At 59.6% G+C, this 20708-nt stretch carries 20 protein-coding genes; 6 read left to right on the top strand and 14 right to left on the bottom strand.

Annotation, left to right across the window (positions count from 1 at the left end; genetic code table 11):
- Positions 1–48: 48 nt before the first annotated feature.
- From ACMGF8_RS29280 to ACMGF8_RS29245, 8 genes are all read right to left on the bottom strand, one after another.
- Positions 49–783: an amino acid ABC transporter ATP-binding protein gene (locus tag ACMGF8_RS29280; RefSeq protein ID WP_102860470.1), complete on the bottom strand. Its 735-nt coding sequence runs from the start codon at positions 781–783 to the stop codon at positions 49–51.
- Positions 780–1451, bottom strand: coding sequence for an amino acid ABC transporter permease (locus tag ACMGF8_RS29275; protein ID WP_025129635.1), 672 nt, complete (start codon positions 1449–1451; stop codon positions 780–782). Before ACMGF8_RS29275 ends, ACMGF8_RS29280 begins: the two co-directional genes overlap by 4 nt.
- Positions 1451–2197 carry an amino acid ABC transporter permease gene (locus ACMGF8_RS29270; RefSeq protein WP_102860471.1) on the bottom strand — a complete coding sequence of 249 codons (747 nt, stop codon included), beginning with the start codon at positions 2195–2197 and terminating at the stop codon, positions 1451–1453. The genes ACMGF8_RS29275 and ACMGF8_RS29270 overlap by 1 nt, the downstream gene beginning before the upstream one ends.
- Positions 2198–2388: 191 nt before the next feature.
- Complete coding sequence (locus ACMGF8_RS29265; RefSeq protein WP_102860472.1) at positions 2389–3303, bottom strand: glutamate/aspartate ABC transporter substrate-binding protein; 915 nt, start codon at positions 3301–3303, stop codon at positions 2389–2391.
- Positions 3304–3666: 363 nt separating this feature from the next.
- On the bottom strand, positions 3667–5205 hold the full coding sequence (gene glpD / locus ACMGF8_RS29260) for a glycerol-3-phosphate dehydrogenase (protein ID WP_110594910.1): 1539 nt from the start codon (positions 5203–5205) through the stop codon (positions 3667–3669).
- A 288-nt stretch (positions 5206–5493) separates the two neighbouring features.
- Positions 5494–6249 carry a DeoR/GlpR family transcriptional regulator gene (locus ACMGF8_RS29255; RefSeq protein WP_011063123.1) on the bottom strand — a complete coding sequence of 252 codons (756 nt, stop codon included), beginning with the start codon at positions 6247–6249 and terminating at the stop codon, positions 5494–5496.
- 95 nt (positions 6250–6344) lie between these two features.
- Complete coding sequence (gene glpK, locus ACMGF8_RS29250; protein ID WP_102860474.1) at positions 6345–7850, bottom strand: glycerol kinase GlpK; 1506 nt, start codon at positions 7848–7850, stop codon at positions 6345–6347.
- Between the two features lie 76 nt (positions 7851–7926).
- Entirely contained in the window at positions 7927–8775 is an 849-nt protein-coding gene (locus tag ACMGF8_RS29245; RefSeq protein ID WP_102860475.1) for an MIP/aquaporin family protein, read from the bottom strand.
- Between the two features lie 370 nt (positions 8776–9145).
- Between ACMGF8_RS29245 and ybaK the strand changes: the two genes are divergently transcribed.
- Together ybaK and ACMGF8_RS29235 are read left to right on the top strand one after the other, a co-directional pair.
- Complete coding sequence (ybaK, locus tag ACMGF8_RS29240) at positions 9146–9616, top strand: Cys-tRNA(Pro) deacylase (RefSeq protein ID WP_102860476.1); 471 nt, start codon at positions 9146–9148, stop codon at positions 9614–9616.
- Between the two features lie 120 nt (positions 9617–9736).
- A complete protein-coding gene (locus ACMGF8_RS29235; RefSeq protein ID WP_102860477.1) occupies positions 9737–10519 on the top strand; it encodes a PhzF family phenazine biosynthesis protein in 783 nt (260 codons plus the stop codon).
- 82 nt (positions 10520–10601) lie between these two features.
- Here ACMGF8_RS29235 and ACMGF8_RS29230 read toward each other — a convergent pair whose 3' ends face one another.
- On the bottom strand, positions 10602–11711 hold the full coding sequence (locus ACMGF8_RS29230) for an ABC transporter ATP-binding protein (protein WP_102860478.1): 1110 nt from the start codon (positions 11709–11711) through the stop codon (positions 10602–10604).
- Entirely contained in the window at positions 11708–12628 is a 921-nt protein-coding gene (gene argF / locus ACMGF8_RS29225; RefSeq protein ID WP_102860479.1) for an ornithine carbamoyltransferase, read from the bottom strand. The genes ACMGF8_RS29230 and argF overlap by 4 nt, the downstream gene beginning before the upstream one ends.
- A gap of 694 nt (positions 12629–13322) precedes the next feature.
- On the opposite strand from argF, the gene ACMGF8_RS29220 reads away from it, so the two are divergent.
- Together ACMGF8_RS29220 and grxD are read left to right on the top strand one after the other, a co-directional pair.
- Positions 13323–15431, top strand: coding sequence for a molybdopterin oxidoreductase family protein (locus tag ACMGF8_RS29220; RefSeq protein WP_416758091.1), 2109 nt, complete (start codon positions 13323–13325; stop codon positions 15429–15431).
- Positions 15432–15527: 96 nt separating this feature from the next.
- Positions 15528–15866, top strand: a complete 339-nt coding sequence (gene grxD / locus ACMGF8_RS29215) for a Grx4 family monothiol glutaredoxin (RefSeq protein ID WP_075121425.1) — start codon at positions 15528–15530, stop codon at positions 15864–15866.
- A gap of 81 nt (positions 15867–15947) precedes the next feature.
- On the opposite strand, the gene bfr is transcribed toward grxD, so the two are convergent.
- Positions 15948–16421 (bottom strand): bacterioferritin, encoded by a 474-nt coding sequence (bfr, locus tag ACMGF8_RS29210; RefSeq protein WP_025129649.1) that lies wholly within the window; start codon positions 16419–16421, stop codon positions 15948–15950.
- A 212-nt stretch (positions 16422–16633) separates the two neighbouring features.
- Positions 16634–16852: a bacterioferritin-associated ferredoxin gene (locus tag ACMGF8_RS29205; RefSeq protein WP_102860481.1), complete on the bottom strand. Its 219-nt coding sequence runs from the start codon at positions 16850–16852 to the stop codon at positions 16634–16636.
- 322 nt (positions 16853–17174) lie between these two features.
- Here ACMGF8_RS29205 and ACMGF8_RS29200 point away from each other — a divergent pair, with 322 nt between their 5' ends.
- Entirely contained in the window at positions 17175–17777 is a 603-nt protein-coding gene (locus ACMGF8_RS29200) for a peroxiredoxin (protein WP_007922432.1), read from the top strand.
- Between the two features lie 77 nt (positions 17778–17854).
- Here ACMGF8_RS29200 and rnt read toward each other — a convergent pair whose 3' ends face one another.
- Positions 17855–18526 (bottom strand): ribonuclease T, encoded by a 672-nt coding sequence (gene rnt / locus ACMGF8_RS29195; protein WP_102860482.1) that lies wholly within the window; start codon positions 18524–18526, stop codon positions 17855–17857.
- Positions 18523–19569, bottom strand: coding sequence for a dihydroorotase (gene pyrC, locus ACMGF8_RS29190; protein WP_102860483.1), 1047 nt, complete (start codon positions 19567–19569; stop codon positions 18523–18525). Before pyrC ends, rnt begins: the two co-directional genes overlap by 4 nt.
- Before the next feature lie 157 nt (positions 19570–19726).
- Between pyrC and ACMGF8_RS29185 the strand changes: the two genes are divergently transcribed.
- Positions 19727–20641, top strand: coding sequence for a flagellar protein MotY (locus ACMGF8_RS29185; RefSeq protein ID WP_102860484.1), 915 nt, complete (start codon positions 19727–19729; stop codon positions 20639–20641).
- Positions 20642–20708 lie beyond the last annotated feature (67 nt).

Here is a 20708-nt window from a genome sequence, read left to right as displayed (position 1 = left end):
CCGGTGCGTCCCCTTCGCCGGCCAGCCGGCTCCTACAGAAGCACAGGTTTAGTGCTGCAGGATCTTCTCGAGGAAGTGCTGGGCACGTTCGGAGCGGGCGCTGATGTCACCGAAGAATTCCTCTTTCTGGCAGTCTTCGATGATCTGGCCCTTGTCCATGAAGATCACCCGGTTCGCCACTTTGCGGGCAAAGCCCATTTCGTGGGTCACGCACATCATGGTCATGCCTTCCTGGGCCAGTTGCACCATCACGTCCAGCACCTCGTTGACCATTTCCGGGTCCAGGGCCGACGTAGGTTCGTCAAACAGCATGACGATCGGGTCCATGGCCAGGGCGCGGGCGATGGCCACACGCTGTTGCTGGCCGCCGGACAACTGGCCCGGGTGCTTGTGGGCATGGGCGGAGAGGCCGACGCGATCCAGCAGTTGCAGGCCTTTCTTGGTGGCCTCTTCCTTGCTGCGGCCCAGGACCTTGATCTGCGCGATGGTCAGGTTCTCGGTGATGGTCAGGTGCGGGAACAGCTCGAAATGCTGGAAAACCATGCCCACCCGAGAACGCAGTTTCGGCAGGTTGGTCTTCGGGTCGGCGATGGAGGTGCCATCGACCACGATGTCGCCCTTCTGGAAGGGTTCCAGGGCGTTGACGCATTTGATCAGGGTGGATTTGCCCGAGCCGGACGGCCCGCAGACCACCACCACTTCGCCTTTCTTGACCTCGGTGCTGCAATCAGTCAGCACCTGGAAGTCCCCATACCACTTGTTGATGTTCTTGATAGAGATCATACGGCGAACCTTTTTTGCAGACGCTTGACCAGCAGCGAGGCGGCAAAGCTGATTGTGAAATACACCAGACCGGCAACGATCAGGAATTCATTGGAGCGGCCGATGATGTCGCCGCTGGAACGCGAGGCGTTGAGGAAGTCCACCAGGCCCACGGTGTACACCAGGGAGGTGTCCTGGAACAGGATGATGCTCTGCTGCAGCAGCAGCGGAGTCATCTTGCGGAACGCCTGAGGCAGGATGATCAGGCGCATGGTCTGGCCGTAGCTCATGCCCAGTGCCTGGGCAGCGCCCATCTGGCCCTTGGGAATGGACTGCACGCCGGCACGGACGATTTCGCAGAAGTACGCCGCTTCGAACATCATGAAGGCCACGATGCAGGAGGTGAACGCACCGATCGGGGTGTCTTCGCCGGTGATCCAGCGCAGCACGAACGGCACCGCAAGGTAGAACCAGGTGATCACCAGCAGCAGCGGAATCGAGCGGAAGTAGTTGACGTAGGCACCGGCCAGGTTCGACAGCAGCTTGTTGTGGGACAAGCGCATCAGTGCCAGCAAGGTGCCGAGGATGATCCCGCCCACCACGCCCATGACCATCAGCTTGAGGGTCATCAGCATGCCGTTCCACAGGCCGGGAATGGCCGGGATGATGCCCGAGAAGTCGAATTCCATTATTTACCTCCCACGGAGATCAGGCCGGGGACCGATACTTTTTTCTCGACCAGGCGCATCAGCAGCATCAGGCTCATGTTCAAGGTGAAGTAGATCAGGGTAGCCAGGGTGAAGGCTTCGAACAGGTTGGCCGAGAACTCGGCGGTCTGCTTGGTCTGGGCCAGCAGTTCCATCAAGCCGATCAGCGACGCCACGGAGGAGTTCTTGAAGACGTTGAGGAATTCCGAGGTGAGCGGCGGAATGATGATCCGGTAGGCCTGGGGCAGCAGCACGTTCCAGTAGATCTGCGGCAGCGAGAAGCCCATGGCGCGAGCGGCGGATTCCTGGCCACGTGGCAGCGCCTGGATGCCGGTACGCACCTGCTCGCAAACCCGTGCGGCGGTGAACAGGCCCAGGCACACGACAACGCTCAGGTAGGCCGAGGTGGTCGGGTTGAGGTCCTGCTTGTACCACTCCTGGAGGTTGGCCGGCAGCAGATCCGGCACCAGGAAGTACCAGATGAACAGCTGCACCAGCAGCGGCACGTTACGGAAAATCTCCACGTAGACCGTGGCAATGCCCGACACCAGACGGTTCGGTATGGTGCGCATGACGCCCAGGATCGACCCCAGCAGCAGCGCGATGATCCAGGCCACCACGGCGATGGCGATGGTCCAGCCCAAACCGCTGATGAACCAGTCGAGATAGGTCTCGCTGCCCACACCGGTGGACTTGAAGAATACGCCCCAGTCCCAGTTGTAATTCATTAGGGTTACCCCTCAGATCGTTCGATGTACAAGCACCCGCCTGGGGACGTCCGTTCCCGCCTGATCATGACGATCAGGCACACACGAGCGGCTCGACAACCACCGGTTCGAGTGTTTCCAAAAAATGCCAGCAGGTAGTGACAGACTCCCGAAGGGGCGGCGCCCCTTCAGGAGATAAGGTTAGTCAGGAATCAGGACTTCTTGTCGTCAGCCGCTTTGTCGGTCGGGTTGGCGATCAGGGCCTTGAGCTCGTCGCTCATCGGGAACATCAGGTTCAGGCCTTTTGGCGGAATCGGCGATTGGAACCATTTGTCGTAGATCTTGTTGATTTCGCCCGACTTGTAGGTGGCGACGATGGCGTCATCCACGGCTTTCTTGAACGGGGCATCGCCCTTGCGCACCATGCAGCCGTAGATTTCGTAGGACTGAGGAGTACCGGTCACGGCCCAGTCGGCAGGCTTCTTGGCCTTGGCCATTTCACCGGCCAACAGCGCGTCGTCCATCATGAAGGCCACGGCGCGGCCCGATTCCAGCATCTGGAACGACTCACCGTGGTCCTTGGCGGAGATCACGTTCATGCCCATCTGCTTGTCGGCGTTCATCGCCTTGAGGATGCGCTCGGAAGTGGTGCCAGCGGTGGTCACCACGTTCTTGCCTTTGAGGTCAGCGAAATCTTTGTAGGTCGAGTCCTTTTTGGACAGCAGACGGGTACCGATTTCGAAGATGCCGACGGAGAAGTCGACCTGTTGCTGACGTTCCACGTTGTTGGTGGTGGAACCACACTCGACGTCGACGGTGCCGTTCTGCACCAGTGGGATACGGGTCTGGGAGGTCACCAGGTTGTACTTGACCTTGAGGTCAGGCATGTCGAGGTCTTTCTTGATCGCTTCGACGATTTTCAGCTGGATGTCGTGGGAGTAGCCCACTGGCACGCCGGAAGCGTCAGCGATGTAGGAAAACGGAATGGAAGCGTCGCGATGTCCGAGGGTGATGGTGCCGGATTCTTTGATTTTCTTCAGTGTGCCGGTGAGTTCGGCTGCGAAAACTGGAGTGCTAATCAGAGCGGCAGCGATAGCTGCGCCCAACAGATGGGGAACGATGCGCATCAATATTTCCTCGACATTTGTTTTTTTTATGAAGCCAGTTCGACGGCTCTTTTATACAGCGAATGCCTTGACGGCTCCTGTTGTGTTGGCACGACAGGCATTCGTCGCACAGTGTAGAGCATGAGTCGTGCCAGACCCATTGTTCATGGTCAACGTCTTGATTTTAAAGGCTATTAAATATTTGTTGCGAAGGTTTTAGCTGCGGATTATCCGGTTATCCGAATCATTTTCGGTGCTGCGTTCGGAAAACCGAATGCGCATCCGGCACTCGTAGGAGCCGGCGTGCTGGCGAAACGTTCAATGCGTCGCCCACAAAAAAGCCCCTGAACCTTAGGCAGCAGGGGCTTTGTCTGTCTTGGCTGCTCAGGCGGCCTTGATCTTGCCGCGGTTGTGCTCGACCTTCTGCAAGTAGTCTTCCAGTTGCTGCTGTTGCGCCACGGTGGTGAACAGGCCGAGTTTGCTCCGGCGCCAGAGGATGTCCTGGGCTTTCAGCGCCCATTCTTCCGCGCACAGATAATCCACTTCACGCGTATAGAGGCCGCCACCCAGGTGCTCGCCCAGGTCGCTGAGGCTGTGTACGCCCTCCAGCAGGCGCCAGGTGCGGCTGCCATAGGTGCTGGCCCAGCGCTGGGCGATCTGGCTGGGCACCCAGTCGAATTTCTTGCGGATGGCTTCTGCCAGGGCCTGTGGCGTGCTCATGTTCTCGCCGCCGGGCAGGGTGGCTGTGGCAGTCCAGCTGGGCTTGGCCTGCTTGAAGTAAGGCGCCAGTTGCGCCATGGCCGATTCCGCCAGCTTGCGATAGGTGGTCAGCTTGCCGCCGAACACCGAGAGCAGCGGAGCTTCCTCGCCAGTGCCGGAAAGGGCCAGGGTGTAGTCGCGAGTCACCGCCGAAGGGTTGTCGGATTCGTCGTTGCACAGTGGGCGAACCCCGGAGTAGCTGTGCTGGATGTCGCTGCGGCTCAGTTGCTTCTTGAAGTGCGCATTGACCACTTGCAGCAGGTAATCGGTTTCCGCTTCGGTAATCGCTACCTTGGCCGGATCACCGGTGTATTCACGGTCGGTGGTGCCGATCAGGGTGAACTGATCGAGGTAGGGAATGGTGAAGACGATGCGCTGGTCTTCGTTCTGCAGAATGTGTGCGTGCTCGCCTTCGTACAGCTTGGGCACGATCAGGTGGCTGCCCTGGATCAGGCGGATGCCGTAAGGCGACTCCAGTTTCAGGTCATCCTTGATGAACTTGGCGACCCAGGGGCCGGCTGCGTTCACCAGGGCTTTGGCGCTGATGGAGAACAGGCTGCCGTCGGCACGCTCCAGTTCCAGCTGCCACAGGCCCTTGCTGCGCCGGGCGCTGACGCAACGGGTCTGGGTATGCACGTGGGCGCCGTGCTCCCGAGCGGCCATGGCATTGAGCACCACCAGGCGGGCATCGTCGACCCAGCAATCGGAGTATTCGAAGCCTTTGGTGATCTCGGCCTTCAGGGCGCTGTCGGCGCCGAACTTCAGGCTGCGCGAGCCGGCGAGTTTTTCGCGCTTGCCCAGGTGGTCATACAGGAACAGGCCGGCACGAATCATCCAGGCCGGGCGCAGGTGCGGCCGGTGCGGCAGGACAAAGCGCATGGGCTTGACGATGTGCGGGGCCTTGGCCAGCAGCACTTCACGTTCGGCCAGGGCTTCGCGCACCAGGCGGAACTCGTAATGTTCGAGGTAGCGCAGACCGCCGTGGATCAGCTTGCTGCTGGCCGACGAGGTGTGGCTGGCCAGATCGTCTTTTTCGCAAAGGAACACGGACAAGCCGCGACCTGCCGCATCCGCGGCAATTCCAACACCATTGATCCCACCGCCGATGACGGCGATATCGTAAACCTCGGAGAGAGGGCGCGCGGGCAAGGTAGAAGTGGGCATCGACAGGCCTCGTGTTGCTTTGATATTTGAATTCGAACATTAATGTTCATTTTCGAAAATACTAGCGCATAAAGAAGGGCGTATCCAGCAAGTTTCGATTGAAAAAACTGATCGAAATGCCCTGAAAGGAAAGTTTACGAACATTAACGAGGGGTAACTGTAGTCGCTGCCGCGGGCTTTGACTGTGTGCGAGTGATCGGCCGTGTCGATTCCGAAAACGATGCAGCCCTTGCTGGGCGGCGTTCGGACACAGCCGGATCCGGGAGGGGGAGGAGGGGGAGGAGGGGGTCAGACCACTTCGAGGCGGATCTTGTGCTGGTTGAGCAGTTGGGTCAGGGCCGGTACCGGTTGCTGGTCGGTGACCAGGCAGTCGATCAGGCTGATGGGCCCCAGGCGGATCATGGCATTGCGCCCGAACTTGCTGGAGTCGGCGGCGAGGATCACTTGTCGGGCGTTGGCGATGATCGCCTGGGATACCCGTACTTCCTGATAGTCGAAGTCCAGCAGGCTACCGTCTTCGTCGATACCGCTGATGCCCACCAGGGCGAAATCCACTTTGAACTGATTGATGAAGTCGACGCTGGCCTGGCCGACCACGCCGCCGTCACGGCGCACATTGCCGCCAGTGAGCAGCACATCGAAATCGTCCTTGGCGCTGAGCATCGAGGCCACGTGCAGGTTGTTGGTGATGATCTTCAGGTGGCTGTGGTTGAGCAGGGCGCGGGCGATGGACTCGGTGGTGGTGCCGATGTTGATGAACAACGAGGCGTGATCGGGGATCTGCGCGGCAACGGCTTCACCGATGCGTTGCTTTTCGTCGCGCATCTGGTCGGCGCGCATGGCGTAGGCGGTGTTTTCGACGCTGGAATCATAGGCGGCGCCGCCGTGATAGCGGCGCAGCAGATTGGCTTCCGCCAGTTGGTTGATGTCGCGGCGGATGGTTTGCGGGGTAACAACGAACAGCTGGGCCAATTCCTCGATGCTGACGTACCCGCGTTCGCGGACCAGATCGAGGATTTGTTGCTGACGGGGAGGCAGATTCATGGGGCTTCCTTTGGGCTGCCGTGCAAAATTTGCCCATGATGCCGCAGGAATCCCCTCCCGACCAGTTACAAGCGGTTACCAATCCACGGCTTGGCTTATTTGGCCTCGTCGTGGGGTTCCCAGTCGCGGGTGCGGCTCACCGCTTTCTTCCAGCCTGCATACAGGCCTTCTTTTTCCTCTTGCGCCAGCTGTGGTTCGAACTCGCGCTCGATCACCGCTTTGCCTCGCAGCTCTTCCAGGCTGCCCCAGAAACCGCAGGCCAGGCCCGCCAGGTAGGCCGCGCCCAAGGCTGTGGTTTCGCGCATTTGCGGGCGCTCCACCTGAGTGCCGAGAATGTCCGCCTGGAATTGCATGAGGAAGTTGTTGGCCACTGCGCCGCCGTCAACCCGCAGGGCTTTCAGGCGTTCGCCGGAATCCTGCTGCATGGCGTCGAGCACGTCGCGGGTCTGATAGGCAATGGACTCCAGGGCGGCGCGGATGATGTGGTCCACGCGTACGCCACGGGTCAGGCCAAACAGCGCGCCGCGGGCGTAGGGGTCCCAGTAGGGAGCGCCCAGGCCGGTAAAGGCGGGTACCAGGTACACGCCGTTGCTGTCCTTGACCTTGCCGGCGAAGTATTCGGTGTCATGGGCGTCGTTGATGATTTTCAGTTCATCACGCAGCCACTGCACAGTGGAGCCGCCGTTGAACACTGCGCCTTCCAGGGCATAGGCCACTTCGCCGCGGGGGCCACAGGCGATGGTGGTGAGCATGCCGTGCTGGGACTTCACCGCCTTGTCGCCGGTGTTCATCAGCAAGAAGCAACCCGTACCGTAGGTGTTCTTGGCCTGGCCTGGTTCGACGCACATCTGGCCAAACAGCGCGGCTTGCTGGTCGCCGGCGATACCGCCGATGGCGATGCCACTCTTGGTACGGCCGTAGATTTCCGACGAGGACTTCACCTCCGGGAGCATCTCCCGCGGGATGTCCAGCACTTCCAGCATCTTCGCGTCCCACTCCAGAGTGTGGATGTTGAAGAGCATGGTGCGCGAGGCGTTGGTGTAGTCGGTGACGTGGGTCTTGCCGCCAGTGAATTTCCAGATCAGCCAGCTGTCGATGGTGCCGAACAGCAGTTCGCCGCTACGGGCGCGCTCACGGCTGCCTTCGACATTGTCGAGGATCCACTTGAGCTTGGTGCCGGAGAAGTAGGGGTCGGTGACCAGGCCGGTGGTGTCGCGGATGTAGTCTTCCAGGCCGTCGCGCTTGAGCTGCTGGCAGATCTCGGTGCTGCGGCGGCACTGCCAGACGATGGCGTTGTAGATCGGGCGGCCGGTGGTCTTGTCCCAGACCACTGTGGTTTCACGCTGGTTGGTGATGCCAATGGCAGCTACCTGATCGTGATGCAGGCCGGCCTGTGCCAGGGCCTCCACCATCACCGCGCTCTGGGTGGCGAAGATTTCCATCGGGTCATGTTCGACCCAGCCGGCCTGAGGGTAATGCTGGGCGAATTCACGCTGGGCAGTGCAGACCACGTTGGCATCGCGGTCGAAAATGATCGCCCGGGAGCTGGTCGTACCCTGATCAAGGGCAATGATGTAGTTCTTATTCTGAATGTCGGTCATGTCGATTGCCTTGGACGAAATAAGGGAGTGAGAACAGGCGCGTGATCGATTTGGGCAGGATCACGCGCCGCGAGAATCAAGAAACTTTGACTTTGCCCTCTATGGCCGGTTCGGCCTCGGAGGCAGCAACAGCGCTGGGCAGATGCCGGGCAATCAGCCCGCGATAGGCCGCAGCACCGAGGCAGGCCCCCAGAATCGGGGCAAAGATCGGTACCAGGAAATACGGAATGTCACGGCCGCCGGTGAAGGAGATTTCACCCCAGCCAGTCATGAACGTCATCAGTTTAGGGCCGAAGTCCCGTGCCGGGTTCATGGCGAAGCCGGTCAGGGGACCCATTGCGCTGCCGATCACGGCAATCAGCAGGCCGATCAGCAGCGGCGCCATCGGGCCGCGAGGCAGGCCGTTGTTGTCATCGGTCAGGGACATGATCACGCCCATGAGAATCGCTGTGATCACCACTTCCACCAGGAACGCCTGGGCAGTGGACAGTGCCGGGTTGGGGAAGGTGGAGAACACCGAGGCCAGTTCCAGGCTGGCCTGGGAGCCACGGATCATTTGGTGGGATTGTTCGAAATCGAAGAATAGGTTGCTGTACAGCGTGTAAACCAACAGCGCCGCGCAGAAGGCGCCGGCGACCTGGGCCAGGATATAGAAGGGCAGTTTGCGTTTATCAAAGTCGGCGAACAGCCACAGAGCGATACTCACGGCCGGATTCAGGTGCGCGCCGGAAACCCCGGCAGTCAGGTAGATCGCCATGCTCACGCCGATCCCCCAGATGATGCTGATTTCCCACAGACCGAAGCTGGCGCCCGCGACCTTGAGGGCGGCGACACAGCCGGTGCCGAAGAAGATCAATAGCGCAGTACCCAGGAACTCGGCCATGCATTGGCCCGATAGCGACGGTTGTTGCAGAGCAGTTGTCATTGTGAACCTCGATTTTTGTTGTTGTCTGGCGCTGCTGCAAAAGGCATGGAGCGCGACTTCCAACGAAGACGGAATCCCCATTCCGGCCTCGTCTTGCTACTGGGTGCAACCTTGGATCTACCGCAGGATATTCAGAAACGAAAAAATATAGACAAGAAACACCGCTGTCAAAGGTCGAAAGTGAACGATTGGTCATTTTATAGATATCAATCAGATGAATGATCCTGGGTGGCAGTCTCGGGAGTGACAGAGAACGTTGTGCTGGCAGCTCTCAGGGTGCGTTATCAAGGCTTGGAATAGAGCCTTTTGTTGATGAATGACCTAAAATTCAGCCGCTCGGTTTTGCCTTTTCGTCCCCCTTGGAGCTGCCATGACCCCTGCACTGGACCTGCTGAAAAAAGTTCGCGCCGAACATCGCATTCACAGTTACGAACATGACCCCAAGGCAGCGTCCTACGGCCTGGAGGCGGCGGAGAAGCTCAATCTCGATCCGGCGCAAGTGTTCAAGACCCTGCTGGCCAGCAGTGAAAAGGGCGAATTGCTGGTGGCGGTGGTGCCGGTCGTCGGAAGTCTTGACCTGAAGGCCCTGGCCCATGCTGCGGGGGTGAAGAAGGCTGAGATGGCTGATCCGGCTGCTGCCCAACGTGCCACCGGTTATCTGCTGGGGGGCATCAGTCCGCTGGGGCAGAAAAAACGACTGCGGACCTTTATCGACAACAGTGCCCAGCCGTTGGCCAGTATTTTCGTCAGTGCCGGTCGCCGTGGCCTGGAGGTGGAGTTGGCGGCGGCCGTGCTGGCCGAGCACACCCAGGCGAAGTTCGCCGACATCGGTCGCTCTTGAGCCCAGGCGTCGGCAGCGGCCCGGGCTGCTGCTGTATGCCGGAAAATCTTCCCTTCTGTGTCTGTCGGGTTCCTTGTTCCGGGCCTCATGCTGGCGGCCGACTATCCAAGGAGCACAGTTATGCCGCTTGAGTTCCAACAGATCGATGCCTTCAGTGATCGCCCCTTTGCCGGCAATCCGGCCATGGTTTACCGGCTTGATGCGTGGCTTGACGAGGCGCTGATGCAGCAGATCGCCGCCGAGCACAACCTGGCGGAAACCGCTTTTGTGGTGCGTGAGGCGCAAGGCTGGCGAATCCGCTGGTTTACTCCGACCACTGAAGTACCTCTGTGCGGGCATGCCACCCTGGCCAGTGCTTATGTGTTGTTCGAGGTCTACGACGAGCCGACGCAACGCATCGATTTTCAGAGCCGTTCCGGGCCCTTGAGTGTCACCCGCGAAGACGGGCTGCTATGGCTTGATTTCCCTTTGCGCAGCCCCAGCAGCCAGGCTGGGCTGGAAGACGTGGCGCAGATACTGGGTGCCCGAGTCATCGAGCTGCTGGGCGCCAATGAGCTGTTGGCGGTGCTGGAGTCGGAGCAGGCGGTGCGCGATTGCCAGCCGGATATGGCTGCGTTGGCGAAGCTGCCCTGGCCTGGAGTGATTGTCACGGCGCGTGGAGACCGGCATGACTTTGTCTCGCGGTATTTTGCCCCGGCCATTGGCATCGACGAGGACCCGGTGACCGGTTCGACCCATTGCTGCCTGACGCCTTACTGGGCACGGCAATTGGATAAACAGCAGTTGAGCGCTTATCAGTGTTCGGCGCGAGGTGGAGCCTTGTTCTGTCGGTTGGAGGGAGAGCGGGTGAAGATCGGTGGCCATGCGCGGCTGATTGCCAGCGGACATTTGCACCTGGAATGACTGTGCCGGGTGTTTCGCCGTCAAGCCGGCTCCTACAGTTCGTTGCGATCTTGTAGGGGCCGGTTGGCCAGGGGAAGCGTTATCAGTGCGCGCTGCTGTAGCGGCGTACCCCTGATTCACTGTGTGGAATCTGCGCGGCGGTGCTGCCCGAGGCTTGGAATAGCACCAGGTGTTCTGCGGCGACCCGAATCCCTACATCCGCTCCAACCTGATGATCGGCATGGCTGGGGAAGATCGACTCCAGCAGGCTGCCGGTTGGCAGTTGCAGGCGATACAGGGTCGAGGCACCGAGAAAGGTCTTGCCGACGATCCGCGCTTTCAGAGCGCTGTCCGGCGCATAGACGATATCGTCGGGGCGCAGCAGTACGTCCACCGCTCCACCGGACGGCCAGGTGTAGGCGCGGTTGCCCTGCAGCACACCCAGTTCGGTCTGCACCGATTCCGGGCTGCTCAACTGGCCGCGAATGAAATAGCCCTGGCCAATGAAACTGGCGACAAAGGGCGTCTGCGGCTCGTGATAGAGGTTGTAGGGGGTATCCCACTGTTCCAGGCGGCCTTCCTTGAACACCCCGACCTGATCGCTCACGGCAAAGGCTTCTTCCTGGTCGTGGGTGACCAGGATGGCACTGGTACCCCGAGCCTTGAGGATGTCGCGCACCTCATGGCTGAGCTTGCGGCGCAATTCACCATCAAGATTGGAGAAGGGCTCGTCCAGCAACAGCAATTGGGGTTCCGGTGCCAGGGCGCGGGCCAGAGCCACCCGTTGCTGTTGGCCGCCAGACAGTTCGTGGGGGAAGCGCTGACCGAGGTTCTTCAGGTTGACCAGTTCCAGCAATTCAGCGACCACACGGTCTTTCTGTGGGTGCTTGCGAATGCCAAAGGCAATGTTGTCCGCCACACACAGGTGTGGGAACAGGGCGTAGTCCTGGAACACCATGCCGATCCGGCGTTTCTCCGGCGCCAGGGTGAAGCCGGCGCTGGAGATGGTTTCGCCGGCCAACTGGATCTCGCCCTCGTGTACGGGCTCGAATCCGGCGATGGCCCGCAGGGTGGTGGTCTTGCCGCAGCCGGATGAACCCAGCAGGCAGCCGATATCACCGGCATTGAGGTGCAGATTGAGGTTCTGCACCACCCGTTGGTCCTGATAGCCGCATGCCAGATTGCGCAGGTTGAGCAGTAATGGCTGGCTCATGCGTGGTGGTACGCCGGCTCGACAAGAAACTCGAGCAGGGCCTTTTGCGCATGGAGACGGTTTTCCGCCTGGTCCCAAGCCACCGAACGTGGGTCGTCCAGCAGGTCGAGGCTGATTTCCTCGCCGCGGTGGGCGGGCAGGCAATGCATGAACAGTACGTCCGGCGCGGCCAGGTCGAGCAGGGCGCGGTTTACCTGGAATGGCGCGAACAGCTTGAGGCGCTTGGCGGTTTCCTCTTCCTGGCCCATGGAGGTCCAGACGTCGGTGCTCACCAGGTGGGCGCCGGTCACCGCTTCGCGAGGATCGCGGACGATGGTCACGCGATCGCCGGCCAGAGCGACAAACTCCGGGTTGGGCTCGTAGCCTTCAGGGCAAGCGACGCGCAGTTGGAAATCGAACTGCATGGCCGCTTCTATATAGCTGTTGCACATGTTGTTGCCATCGCCGATCCAGGCCACTGTCTTGCCTTGGATCGAGCCGCGATGTTCAAGGAAAGTCTGCATGTCCGCCAACAGTTGGCAGGGGTGCAGGTCATCGGACAGGCCGTTGATCACCGGTACCCGGGAGTTGGCCGCAAATTCGGTCAGGGTGCTATGGGCAAAGGTACGGATCATCACTGCGTCGAGCATGCGCGACATGACGATGGCGCAGTCGCCGATGGGCTCGCCGCGTCCCAGTTGGGTATCCCGTGGCGAAAGGAAGATGGCCTGGCCGCCCAGTTGGATCATGCCGGCTTCGAAAGACAGTCGGGTACGGGTCGACGACTTCTCGAAAATCATGCCGAGCACACGATTTTTCAAGGGCTCGAAGAGTACGCCGCGGTTACGCAGGTCCTTCAGCTCGATGCCTCGACGAATCACACTGACCAGCTCTTCGGGCGTGCAATCCATCAGGGAGAGAAAGTGCCTTGCGCTCATCATTAACTACCTTTTTGCAACGGACCGCAGATTCTCAAAGCCTTGTTTAATCGAACAACGGGCTGGACCTGCGGCGAAAGCCGCACGGGGCGACGAAATAGGGGAAGGCGCGATCTTATAATTAAATGTCGCGTCTTACCAATAGTGCTACGGCGATTACGGGCATGAGAGGTCAGGACGCGATTGCGCTGACGCTTTTGAGACCAGTTTCCAGACAGCAGCCGGGCATTTGTACACTGCCCTGGCGCGCCTTGGCAATCCAGCGGGGCGCCGGCTGTTCGCTTGCAGTCGTTTTCTGACCTGTGGGCCGAGGTCGCTGCCATGGGCATGCCGAGAGGGTGTCAGTCTGAAACATTTCCTAATGCAAAGTACTGCGGATACCCAGGCGAATCTGCGGCCGGGATAGATGCGCGATGGAATCCAAGGAGCAGCAACTGATGGCGCTTTTGGGGGAGGACATGGCCCGGACGCTCACTGACATGACCGCCTCAGTGACAGCCCTTTTTTGAATTGCTGCTCAATTGCTGCCGATGGCCTGCCGCGCTTGGCACCGAACTGACAGCTCTGATCATGGCTGGGGCTGATGGCCCTGAATTCATGGGGCGAACGTCGCTGGTGTCAACAGCGGTCAGCCGCCATAGTTTTTGCTTCCAGCGGCCCCCTATGGGTTGCCTTCAAACAATAGAGACTGGCCATGACCAAGACTCTCCATCACCGTGCCTGCCACTTGTGCGAAGCGATCTGCGGCCTGACCCTGGAAGTCACCGAGGAAGAGGGTGGCGCTCCGCGCATTACCTCGATCAAGGGGGACGCTCAGGACAGCTTCAGTCGCGGCCACATCTGCCCCAAGGCTGTGGCCCTGCAGGATATTCAGAATGACCCCGATCGCCTGCGTCAGCCGGTGCGGCGCGTGGGCAATGAATGGCAGCCGATCGAGTGGGACGAGGCTTTCGCCCTGGTAGCCGAAAGGCTGGCGAGCATCCAGCAGCATCATGGCAATAATGCGGTGGCGGTCTATCAGGGCAACCCCAGCGTTCACAACTACGGGCTGATGACCCACAGCAACTACTTCCTTGGCCAGCTCAAGACCCGTAACCGTTTCTCGGCCACGTCGGTCGACCAGTTGCCCCAGCACCTGACCAGCTACCTGATGTACGGCCACGGTCTGCTGCTGCCGATTCCGGACATCGACCACACCGACTTCATGCTGATCCTCGGCGGCAATCCCTTGGCGTCCAACGGCAGCATCATGACGGTGCCGGACGTGGAAAAGCGTTTGAGGGCAATCCAGGCTCGTGGTGGCAAGGTGGTGGTGATCGATCCTCGGCGCAGTGAAACGGCGGCCATGGCCGATCAGCATCTGTTCGTCCGTCCTGGAGGCGATGTGGCCTTGCTGTTTGGCCTGTTGAGCACGATTTTTGAGGAAGGGCCGATTCGCGACAGTCATCTGCAAGTCGATGGATTGGCAGAGGTGCGCCAGGCGATTTCCCCCTTCACCGCAGAGGCCATGAGCCCGCTGTGTGCGATTGCGGCGCAGCAGATTCGGCAGTTGGCCCGGGAGTTCGCCTCGGCGGAGCGAGCGGTCTGTTATGGACGCATGGGGGTTTCGACCCAAGCCTTCGGTACGTTGTGCCATTGGTTGCTGCAACTGCTCAATCTGATCACTGGCAACCTTGACCGGGTAGGTGGGGCCCTGTGTACCGAGCCGGCGGTGGATCTGGTAGCGGCGACTTCGGGGGGGCATTTCAACCTTTGGCAGAGTCGGGTTTCCGGGCTTCCGGAGTATGGCGGCGAGCTGCCTGTATCGGCCCTGGCCGAAGAGATGCTCACTGAGGGCGAGGGACAGGTTCGGGCATTGATCACCGTGGCAGGCAACCCGGTGTTGTCCACACCCAATGGCCGGCAGTTGGAGCAGGCACTGGACGGGTTGGAGTTCATGCTCAGCATCGACTTGTACATCAATGAAACGACCCGTTATGCCGACTTGATCCTGCCGTCCACCTCGGCTCTGGAGAACGATCACTACGACACCACGTTCAATCTTCTTGCAGTACGCAATGTCAGTCGCTTCAACCGGGCGATCCTGCCCAAGCCTGCGGGTGCGCTGCACGACTGGGAGATCTTTGTCGGCCTGGCCAAAGCGTTTGCCGCGAAAACCGAACAACCGCTGAAGCCGACCATCCCCCCTGCGCAGATGATTGACATGGGTTTGCGAGCCGGTGCCTACGGCGATGCATCGCCGCTCAAACTGTCCTTGGCAACACTGGACCAGTATCCCCACGGTATTGATCTGGGGGCGCTGCAGCCGAATCTGGCGGCCCGCTTGAAAACCGAGAATCGGCGGATTCAGGCGGCGCCAGCGCCGATCATGGCGGATCTGGCGCGATTTGCCGCCTTGAGCGTGCCGCCGTTGGATGAGTTGCTGCTGATTGGCCGTCGCCATGTACGCAGTAACAACTCGTGGATGCACAACTATCACCGCCTGGTGAAGGGCAAGCCCCGTCACCAGTTGCTGATGCACCCGGATGACCTGGCCAGTCGCGGGCTGAATGACGGTCAGCGGGTGCGAATCAGCTCTCGGGTCGGTGCGGTGGAGGTAGAGGTGCTGGCCAGCACTGAAATGATGCCGGGGGTGGTGAGCTTGCCCCATGGTTGGGGGCATGGGCGCCCAGGGGTGCAACTGAACATTGCCATGGAGCAGCCCGGTTGCAGCGCCAATGACCTGACCGATGAGCGTCAGCTTGATGCGTTGTCTGGGAATGCGGCGTTGAACGGGGTGCCAGTCAAGGTGGAAGCGGCCTGAGATGTCTGTCGGAGAGGCCGAGCAGGGCGCTCAGGTTTCCGTTACAATGCGCCACCGTGCCGACAACAGCGTCGGAAAGTTCAGCCGAGGTGTTCCATGGATATCATCGAAACTATTAAAGAGCAGATTGCCAACAACACCATTCTGCTTTACATGAAAGGCTCGCCGAATGCCCCGCAGTGTGGCTTCTCCGCGAAAGCCGCCCAGGCCGTAATGGGCTGTGGTGAGAAGTTCGCTTATGTGGACATCCTGCAGAACCCGGAAATTCGCGCCAACCTGCCCAAGTACGCCAACTGGCCGACCTTCCCACAGCTGTGGGTGGCAGGTGAGCTGGTCGGTGGTAGTGACATCATGGCTGAGATGTTTGCCAACGGTGAATTGCAGACTCTGATCAAGGACGCAGCCGAAAAAGCCGCGGCCAAGACTGAAGCCTGACGCGAATATATCCGCGTAATAAAAAGCCCCGCCTCTCTTTCGAGGGCGGGGCTTTTTATTGCTTGAGTATTACGAGTTAAGTTACTCGTCACCCATTTGCGATTGCAGATAGTTCTCGATGCCGACTTTATCGATCAGGCCCAATTGGGTTTCCAGCCAGTCGATGTGTTCTTCTTCGGATTCAAGAATATCTTCCAGCAGTTCACGGCTGCCGAAGTCGCTCACCGACTCACAATGGGCGATGGCTGCCTTGAGGTCTGCATGGCCAGTGCGTTCGATACGCAGGTCGCACTCGAGCATTTCCTTGGTGTGTTCGCCGATGTGCAGCTTGCCCAGGTCCTGAACGTTCGGCAGGCCTTCGAGGAAGAGAATGCGCTTGATTAGCTTGTCCGCATGCTTCATCTCGTCGATGGACTCGTGATACTCGTGCTTGCCCAGCTTGTTCAGGCCCCAATCTTCATACATGCGTGCATGCAAGAAGTACTGATTGATCGCGACCAGTTCATTGGCAAGGATTTTATTGAGATGCTGGATGACTGTAATGTCGCCTTTCATGATGGGGTCCTGCCCTTTAATTAGTGGAATAAGGACAGAGTCTGAGCCGCGCAAACATTACTGTCAAACCTAAGTTATTGAATAATATATGAAAATTAATCGGAATAAGAATGTTTGTGTTCCGCGTTTTGACCCTAAGCGATTGAATTACAGGCATAAAAAAACCGGACGCTAGGTCCGGTTGTTTAAAACAGTGCTATTTATCCGAGAAATCAGGCGACATTAAATTCCACTGGATAGGGAATTGCTGCCTGGCTGCTCTGCAGTTCGGTCAGGGTCTCGCGGACCACTTGCTTGGCCAGGCATGCGCATTTACCACATTGGCTGGCGACGCCGGTTGCCTGACGCACATCGCGGTAGCTGCAGCAACCTTCATAGATGGCTTCGCGAATTTGTCCGTCGGTGACACCGGTGCAGAGGCAGACATACATAGGATGAGAACCGTCGCTGGTTAGGGCTCAATTGCGATGGATCTTAATGTTAACGAGAATGATAGTCAAAGTGGTTTCGGCGACCTTTGTTGCAGTTTCCTACCAGGGTGACGAACGGTTTTGTTCGCGATAGTGACAGATGATTCGCATTTTTCGCTTTGTGAGCCGGGCTGATGAAAAACCGTTGAGGACAGCTCAAAGACGCGGTGTATGATGGCCGGTCCTTGCGAAGCGGGGTCAGGTCAAGGAGCTGTCGCATCCGCGTGGCAGACTCAAGGCCAATCCCCTTCTTCATTACTACGTCCACACCAGGAGATATCCAATGAGCGTACTCGTAGGCAAACAAGCCCCTGACTTCACCGTACCGGCCGTTCTCGGCAATGGCGAAATCGTTGACAGCTTCACCCTGTCCTCGGCCATCAAAGGCAAATACGGCCTGGTGTTCTTCTATCCACTGGACTTCACCTTCGTTTGCCCGTCCGAGCTGATCGCCCTGGACCACCGCATGGCTGACTTCAAGGCACGCAACGTGGAAGTGATCGCTGTTTCGATCGACTCGCACTTCACCCACAACGCCTGGCGTAACACCCCGATCAATGCCGGCGGCATCGGTCAGGTTCAATACATCATGGCGGCTGACATGAAGCACGACATCGCCAAGGCCTACGACGTTGAGTCCGAAGGCGGCGTGGCTTTCCGTGGCGCGTTCCTGATCGACGACAAAGGCGTTGTTCGTTCGCAGATCGTCAACGACCTGCCACTGGGCCGTAACATGGAAGAGCTGATCCGTCTGGTTGACGCTCTGCAATTCCACGAAGAGCACGGCGAAGTTTGCCCTGCCAACTGGAAAAAAGGTGACAAAGGCATGACCGCTTCGCCAGAAGGCGTTGCTGCTTACCTGAGCGAGAACGCTGGCAAGCTGTAAGCCAGGCGTCACGCATAAAAAAACCGGCCTCAGGGCCGGTTTTTTTATGCAGGCAATTCAACCCGACGAAGAATTGATCAGTCGTCGAAATCCTGCCAGCCGCCCATTTGTTTCCAGCGGTTGACGATGCCGCAGAACAGCTCGGCAGTCTTCTCGGTGTCGTAACGGGCCGAGTGAGCCTCGCGACCGTCGAAGTCGATATCCGCACTCTGACAGGCCTTGGCCAAAACGGTCTGTCCATAAGCCAGGCCAGCCAGGGTGGCGGTGTCGAAGCTGGAGAACGGGTGGAACGGGTTGCGCTTCATATCCAGGCGCGCCACAGCGGCGTTGAGGAAGCCCAGGTCGAAACTGCTGTTGTGGCCCACCAGGATGGCGCGTTTGCAGCCATTGGCTTTCAGCGCCTTGCGCACCCCACGGAAAATATCGGTCAGTGCAGTTTCCTCGCTGACGGCCATGCGCAGCGGGTGGTCGAGCTTGATCCCGGTGAACTCCAGGGCCGCGGCTTCGATGTTCGCGCCTTCAAAAGGCTCGACCCGGAAGAAATAGGTGTGTTCCGGGAACACGAAGCCTTTTTCATCCATGCCGATAGTGGTGGCGGCAATCTCCAGCAGGGCGTCGGTGGCCGAGTTGAAGCCGCCGGTTTCAACGTCGACGACTACCGGCAGGTAACCGCGAAAACGAGCGGCCATCGGGTGTCGAGGGCCGCCGCCGTTACCTTCTTGTTCGTCGTCGAAATGGTCGTCACTCACGAGTGATCCTCCAGCAGGCGCCAGCGCAGTTTTTCACCGGCGCGCAGCGGAATGACAGTCAGCTCACCGAACGGCAGGCTGGCGGGGGCGGTCCATTCTTCACGAACCAGGGTGATGCGATCGGTGTTGGTCGGTAGACCGTAGAAGCGCGGGCCGTTGAGGCTGGCAAAGGCTTCCAGTTTGTCCAGGGCATTGCGCTGTTCGAACGCTTCAGCATACAGCTCGATCGCGGCATAGGCGCTGTAGCAGCCGGCGCAACCGCAAGCGGCTTCCTTGGCGTGCTGGGCATGAGGCGCCGAGTCGGTGCCGAGGAAGAACTTCTCGCTGCCACTGGTGGCCGCATCCAGCAGAGCTTCCTGGTGGGTGTTGCGCTTGAGAATCGGCAGGCAATAGAAGTGCGGGCGAATACCGCCCACCAGCATGTGGTTGCGGTTGTACAGCAGGTGGTGCGCGGTGATGGTGGCGCCGACGTTGGCCGAAGCCTCCTTGACGAACTGCACGGCTTCGCCGGTGGTGATGTGTTCGAACACCACTTTCAGGCTGGGGAAGCGCTCGACCACGCGACGCATATGCTCGTCGATGAAGATTTTCTCGCGGTCGAAGACGTCGACGTCGCCGCGGGTCACTTCACCGTGAATCAGCAGCGGCAGGCCAACTTCGGCCATCGCTTCGAGCACCGGGAAGATCTTGTCGATGCTGGTCACGCCCGAGTCCGAGTTGGTGGTCGCGCCGGCCGGGTACAGCTTGGCGGCGTGCACGAAACCGCTGGCCTTGGCTGCGTGGATCTCGTCCGGCTGGGTGCGGTCGGTCAGGTAGAGCACCATCAGCGGCTCGAAGCGGCTGCCGGCCGGGCGCGCAGCTAGAATACGCTGGCGATAGGCGTCGGCTTCCACGGCGTTACGCACCGGAGGTACCAGGTTGGGCATGATGATGGCGCGGCCAAAGGTGCGCGCGACATCTGCGACTGTATTGGGCAACACGGCACCATCGCGAAGATGAATATGCCAGTCGTCGGGACGCAGCAGGGTCAGGCGGTCGGACATTGGAGGTTCCAGGCGGGTAAAACTCGGGGGGAATGCTACCGGAAAAGACTCTTCCAGGCACTCGCTATCAAGTTTTGCGACGAGCAACCGATATCCCGAAGGTATGGCGTATTAACGCCTGTCGATTTTTCTGTTGTACACGTCAGTGGAGCCTCCCGTGCGCCAGCGTTATCTAGCCTTGCTCAGTGTGTTTGCCAGCCTGCCCGCGATGGCTCTCACTTTCCAGACCCGTCTGGAGAGCATTGAGTGGACGGTCGAAGGTGACAAATTCGAGTGCCGCTTGATCCAGCCCGTCACCGATTTCGGTTCCGGCGAATTCGTTCGCCGCGCCGGTGAGCAGGCGATTTTTCGCCTCAAGAGTTTCAACCCGATGCAGGCAGGTGGCTCGGCGACGCTGCTTGCGGCCGCGGCGCCCTGGCAGCCGGGGCGTGGCGACATCAACCTCGGGGCGGTCAAGGCCGGCACGGATGGGGTGCTGTACAACAGCAATCAGATGCAGGCCGGTCGCCTGATCATCGGTTTGCTGGAAGGGCGTAGTCCGGTGGTCCGGCATTTTTCCCGCGAGGGTGGGGTTTCCGAGGTGCGCCTGCTTCCGGTGAAATTCAGCAAGGCCTACAGCGACTATCAAAGCTGCATGACCAAACTGCTGCCGATGAACTACGAACAGGTGAAACAGGGCGAGATCGGGTTCCCGGGAGGCGGTATCGAACTCGATGCTCGGGCCAAGGCGAAGTTGCAGGTGATGGTGGATTTCATCAAGGCCGATCCGACGGTCAATCACGTCGAACTGGATGGCCACTCTGACAATAGCGGCAATCGCTTGACCAACCGCGACCTGTCCCGCCGCCGGGCCTTGGCGGTGATGGAGTTCTTCAAGGCCAACGGTTTGGCGGAAAACCAGATTGTGGTGCGCTTCCATGGTGAGCGTTATCCCCTGGCTCCCAACACCAATCCTGCCAACCGAGCGAAGAATCGCCGGGTCAATGTGCATCTGGAACGGGTCGCCCCCACCGAAAAACCGGCTCCGGCGCCTCAGGCCACCTCCGGTTCCAGCGCTGCGGCGACTTCCTGATACGGCTGTCGTCGTCGCGCGCTCGACATAATCTGTCGCTTGGTCGTCATAAGCTGTCGCGCCTCTG

Source organism: Pseudomonas sp. BNK-7 (assembly GCF_048072025.1).
GTDB classification, from domain to species: Bacteria; Pseudomonadota; Gammaproteobacteria; order Pseudomonadales; family Pseudomonadaceae; genus Aquipseudomonas; species Aquipseudomonas danubii.
This window is presented reverse-complemented; position numbering and strand designations above follow the sequence as displayed.

Coding starts and splice junctions, on each gene's coding strand:
- ACMGF8_RS29280 (WP_102860470.1), bottom strand. CDS start 783: ATGATCTCTATCAAGAACATCAACAAGTGGTATGGGGACTTCCAGGTG.
- ACMGF8_RS29275 (WP_025129635.1), bottom strand. CDS start 1,451: ATGGAATTCGACTTCTCGGGCATCATCCCGGCCATTCCCGGCCTGTGG.
- ACMGF8_RS29270 (WP_102860471.1), bottom strand. CDS start 2,197: ATGAATTACAACTGGGACTGGGGCGTATTCTTCAAGTCCACCGGTGTG.
- ACMGF8_RS29265 (WP_102860472.1), bottom strand. CDS start 3,303: ATGCGCATCGTTCCCCATCTGTTGGGCGCAGCTATCGCTGCCGCTCTG.
- glpD (WP_110594910.1), bottom strand. CDS start 5,205: ATGCCCACTTCTACCTTGCCCGCGCGCCCTCTCTCCGAGGTTTACGAT.
- ACMGF8_RS29255 (WP_011063123.1), bottom strand. CDS start 6,249: ATGAATCTGCCTCCCCGTCAGCAACAAATCCTCGATCTGGTCCGCGAA.
- glpK (WP_102860474.1), bottom strand. CDS start 7,850: ATGACCGACATTCAGAATAAGAACTACATCATTGCCCTTGATCAGGGT.
- ACMGF8_RS29245 (WP_102860475.1), bottom strand. CDS start 8,775: ATGACAACTGCTCTGCAACAACCGTCGCTATCGGGCCAATGCATGGCC.
- ybaK (WP_102860476.1), top strand. CDS start 9,146: ATGACCCCTGCACTGGACCTGCTGAAAAAAGTTCGCGCCGAACATCGC.
- ACMGF8_RS29235 (WP_102860477.1), top strand. CDS start 9,737: ATGCCGCTTGAGTTCCAACAGATCGATGCCTTCAGTGATCGCCCCTTT.
- ACMGF8_RS29230 (WP_102860478.1), bottom strand. CDS start 11,711: ATGAGCCAGCCATTACTGCTCAACCTGCGCAATCTGGCATGCGGCTAT.
- argF (WP_102860479.1), bottom strand. CDS start 12,628: ATGAGCGCAAGGCACTTTCTCTCCCTGATGGATTGCACGCCCGAAGAG.
- ACMGF8_RS29220 (WP_416758091.1), top strand. CDS start 13,323: ATGACCAAGACTCTCCATCACCGTGCCTGCCACTTGTGCGAAGCGATC.
- grxD (WP_075121425.1), top strand. CDS start 15,528: ATGGATATCATCGAAACTATTAAAGAGCAGATTGCCAACAACACCATT.
- bfr (WP_025129649.1), bottom strand. CDS start 16,421: ATGAAAGGCGACATTACAGTCATCCAGCATCTCAATAAAATCCTTGCC.
- ACMGF8_RS29205 (WP_102860481.1), bottom strand. CDS start 16,852: ATGTATGTCTGCCTCTGCACCGGTGTCACCGACGGACAAATTCGCGAA.
- ACMGF8_RS29200 (WP_007922432.1), top strand. CDS start 17,175: ATGAGCGTACTCGTAGGCAAACAAGCCCCTGACTTCACCGTACCGGCC.
- pyrC (WP_102860483.1), bottom strand. CDS start 19,569: ATGTCCGACCGCCTGACCCTGCTGCGTCCCGACGACTGGCATATTCAT.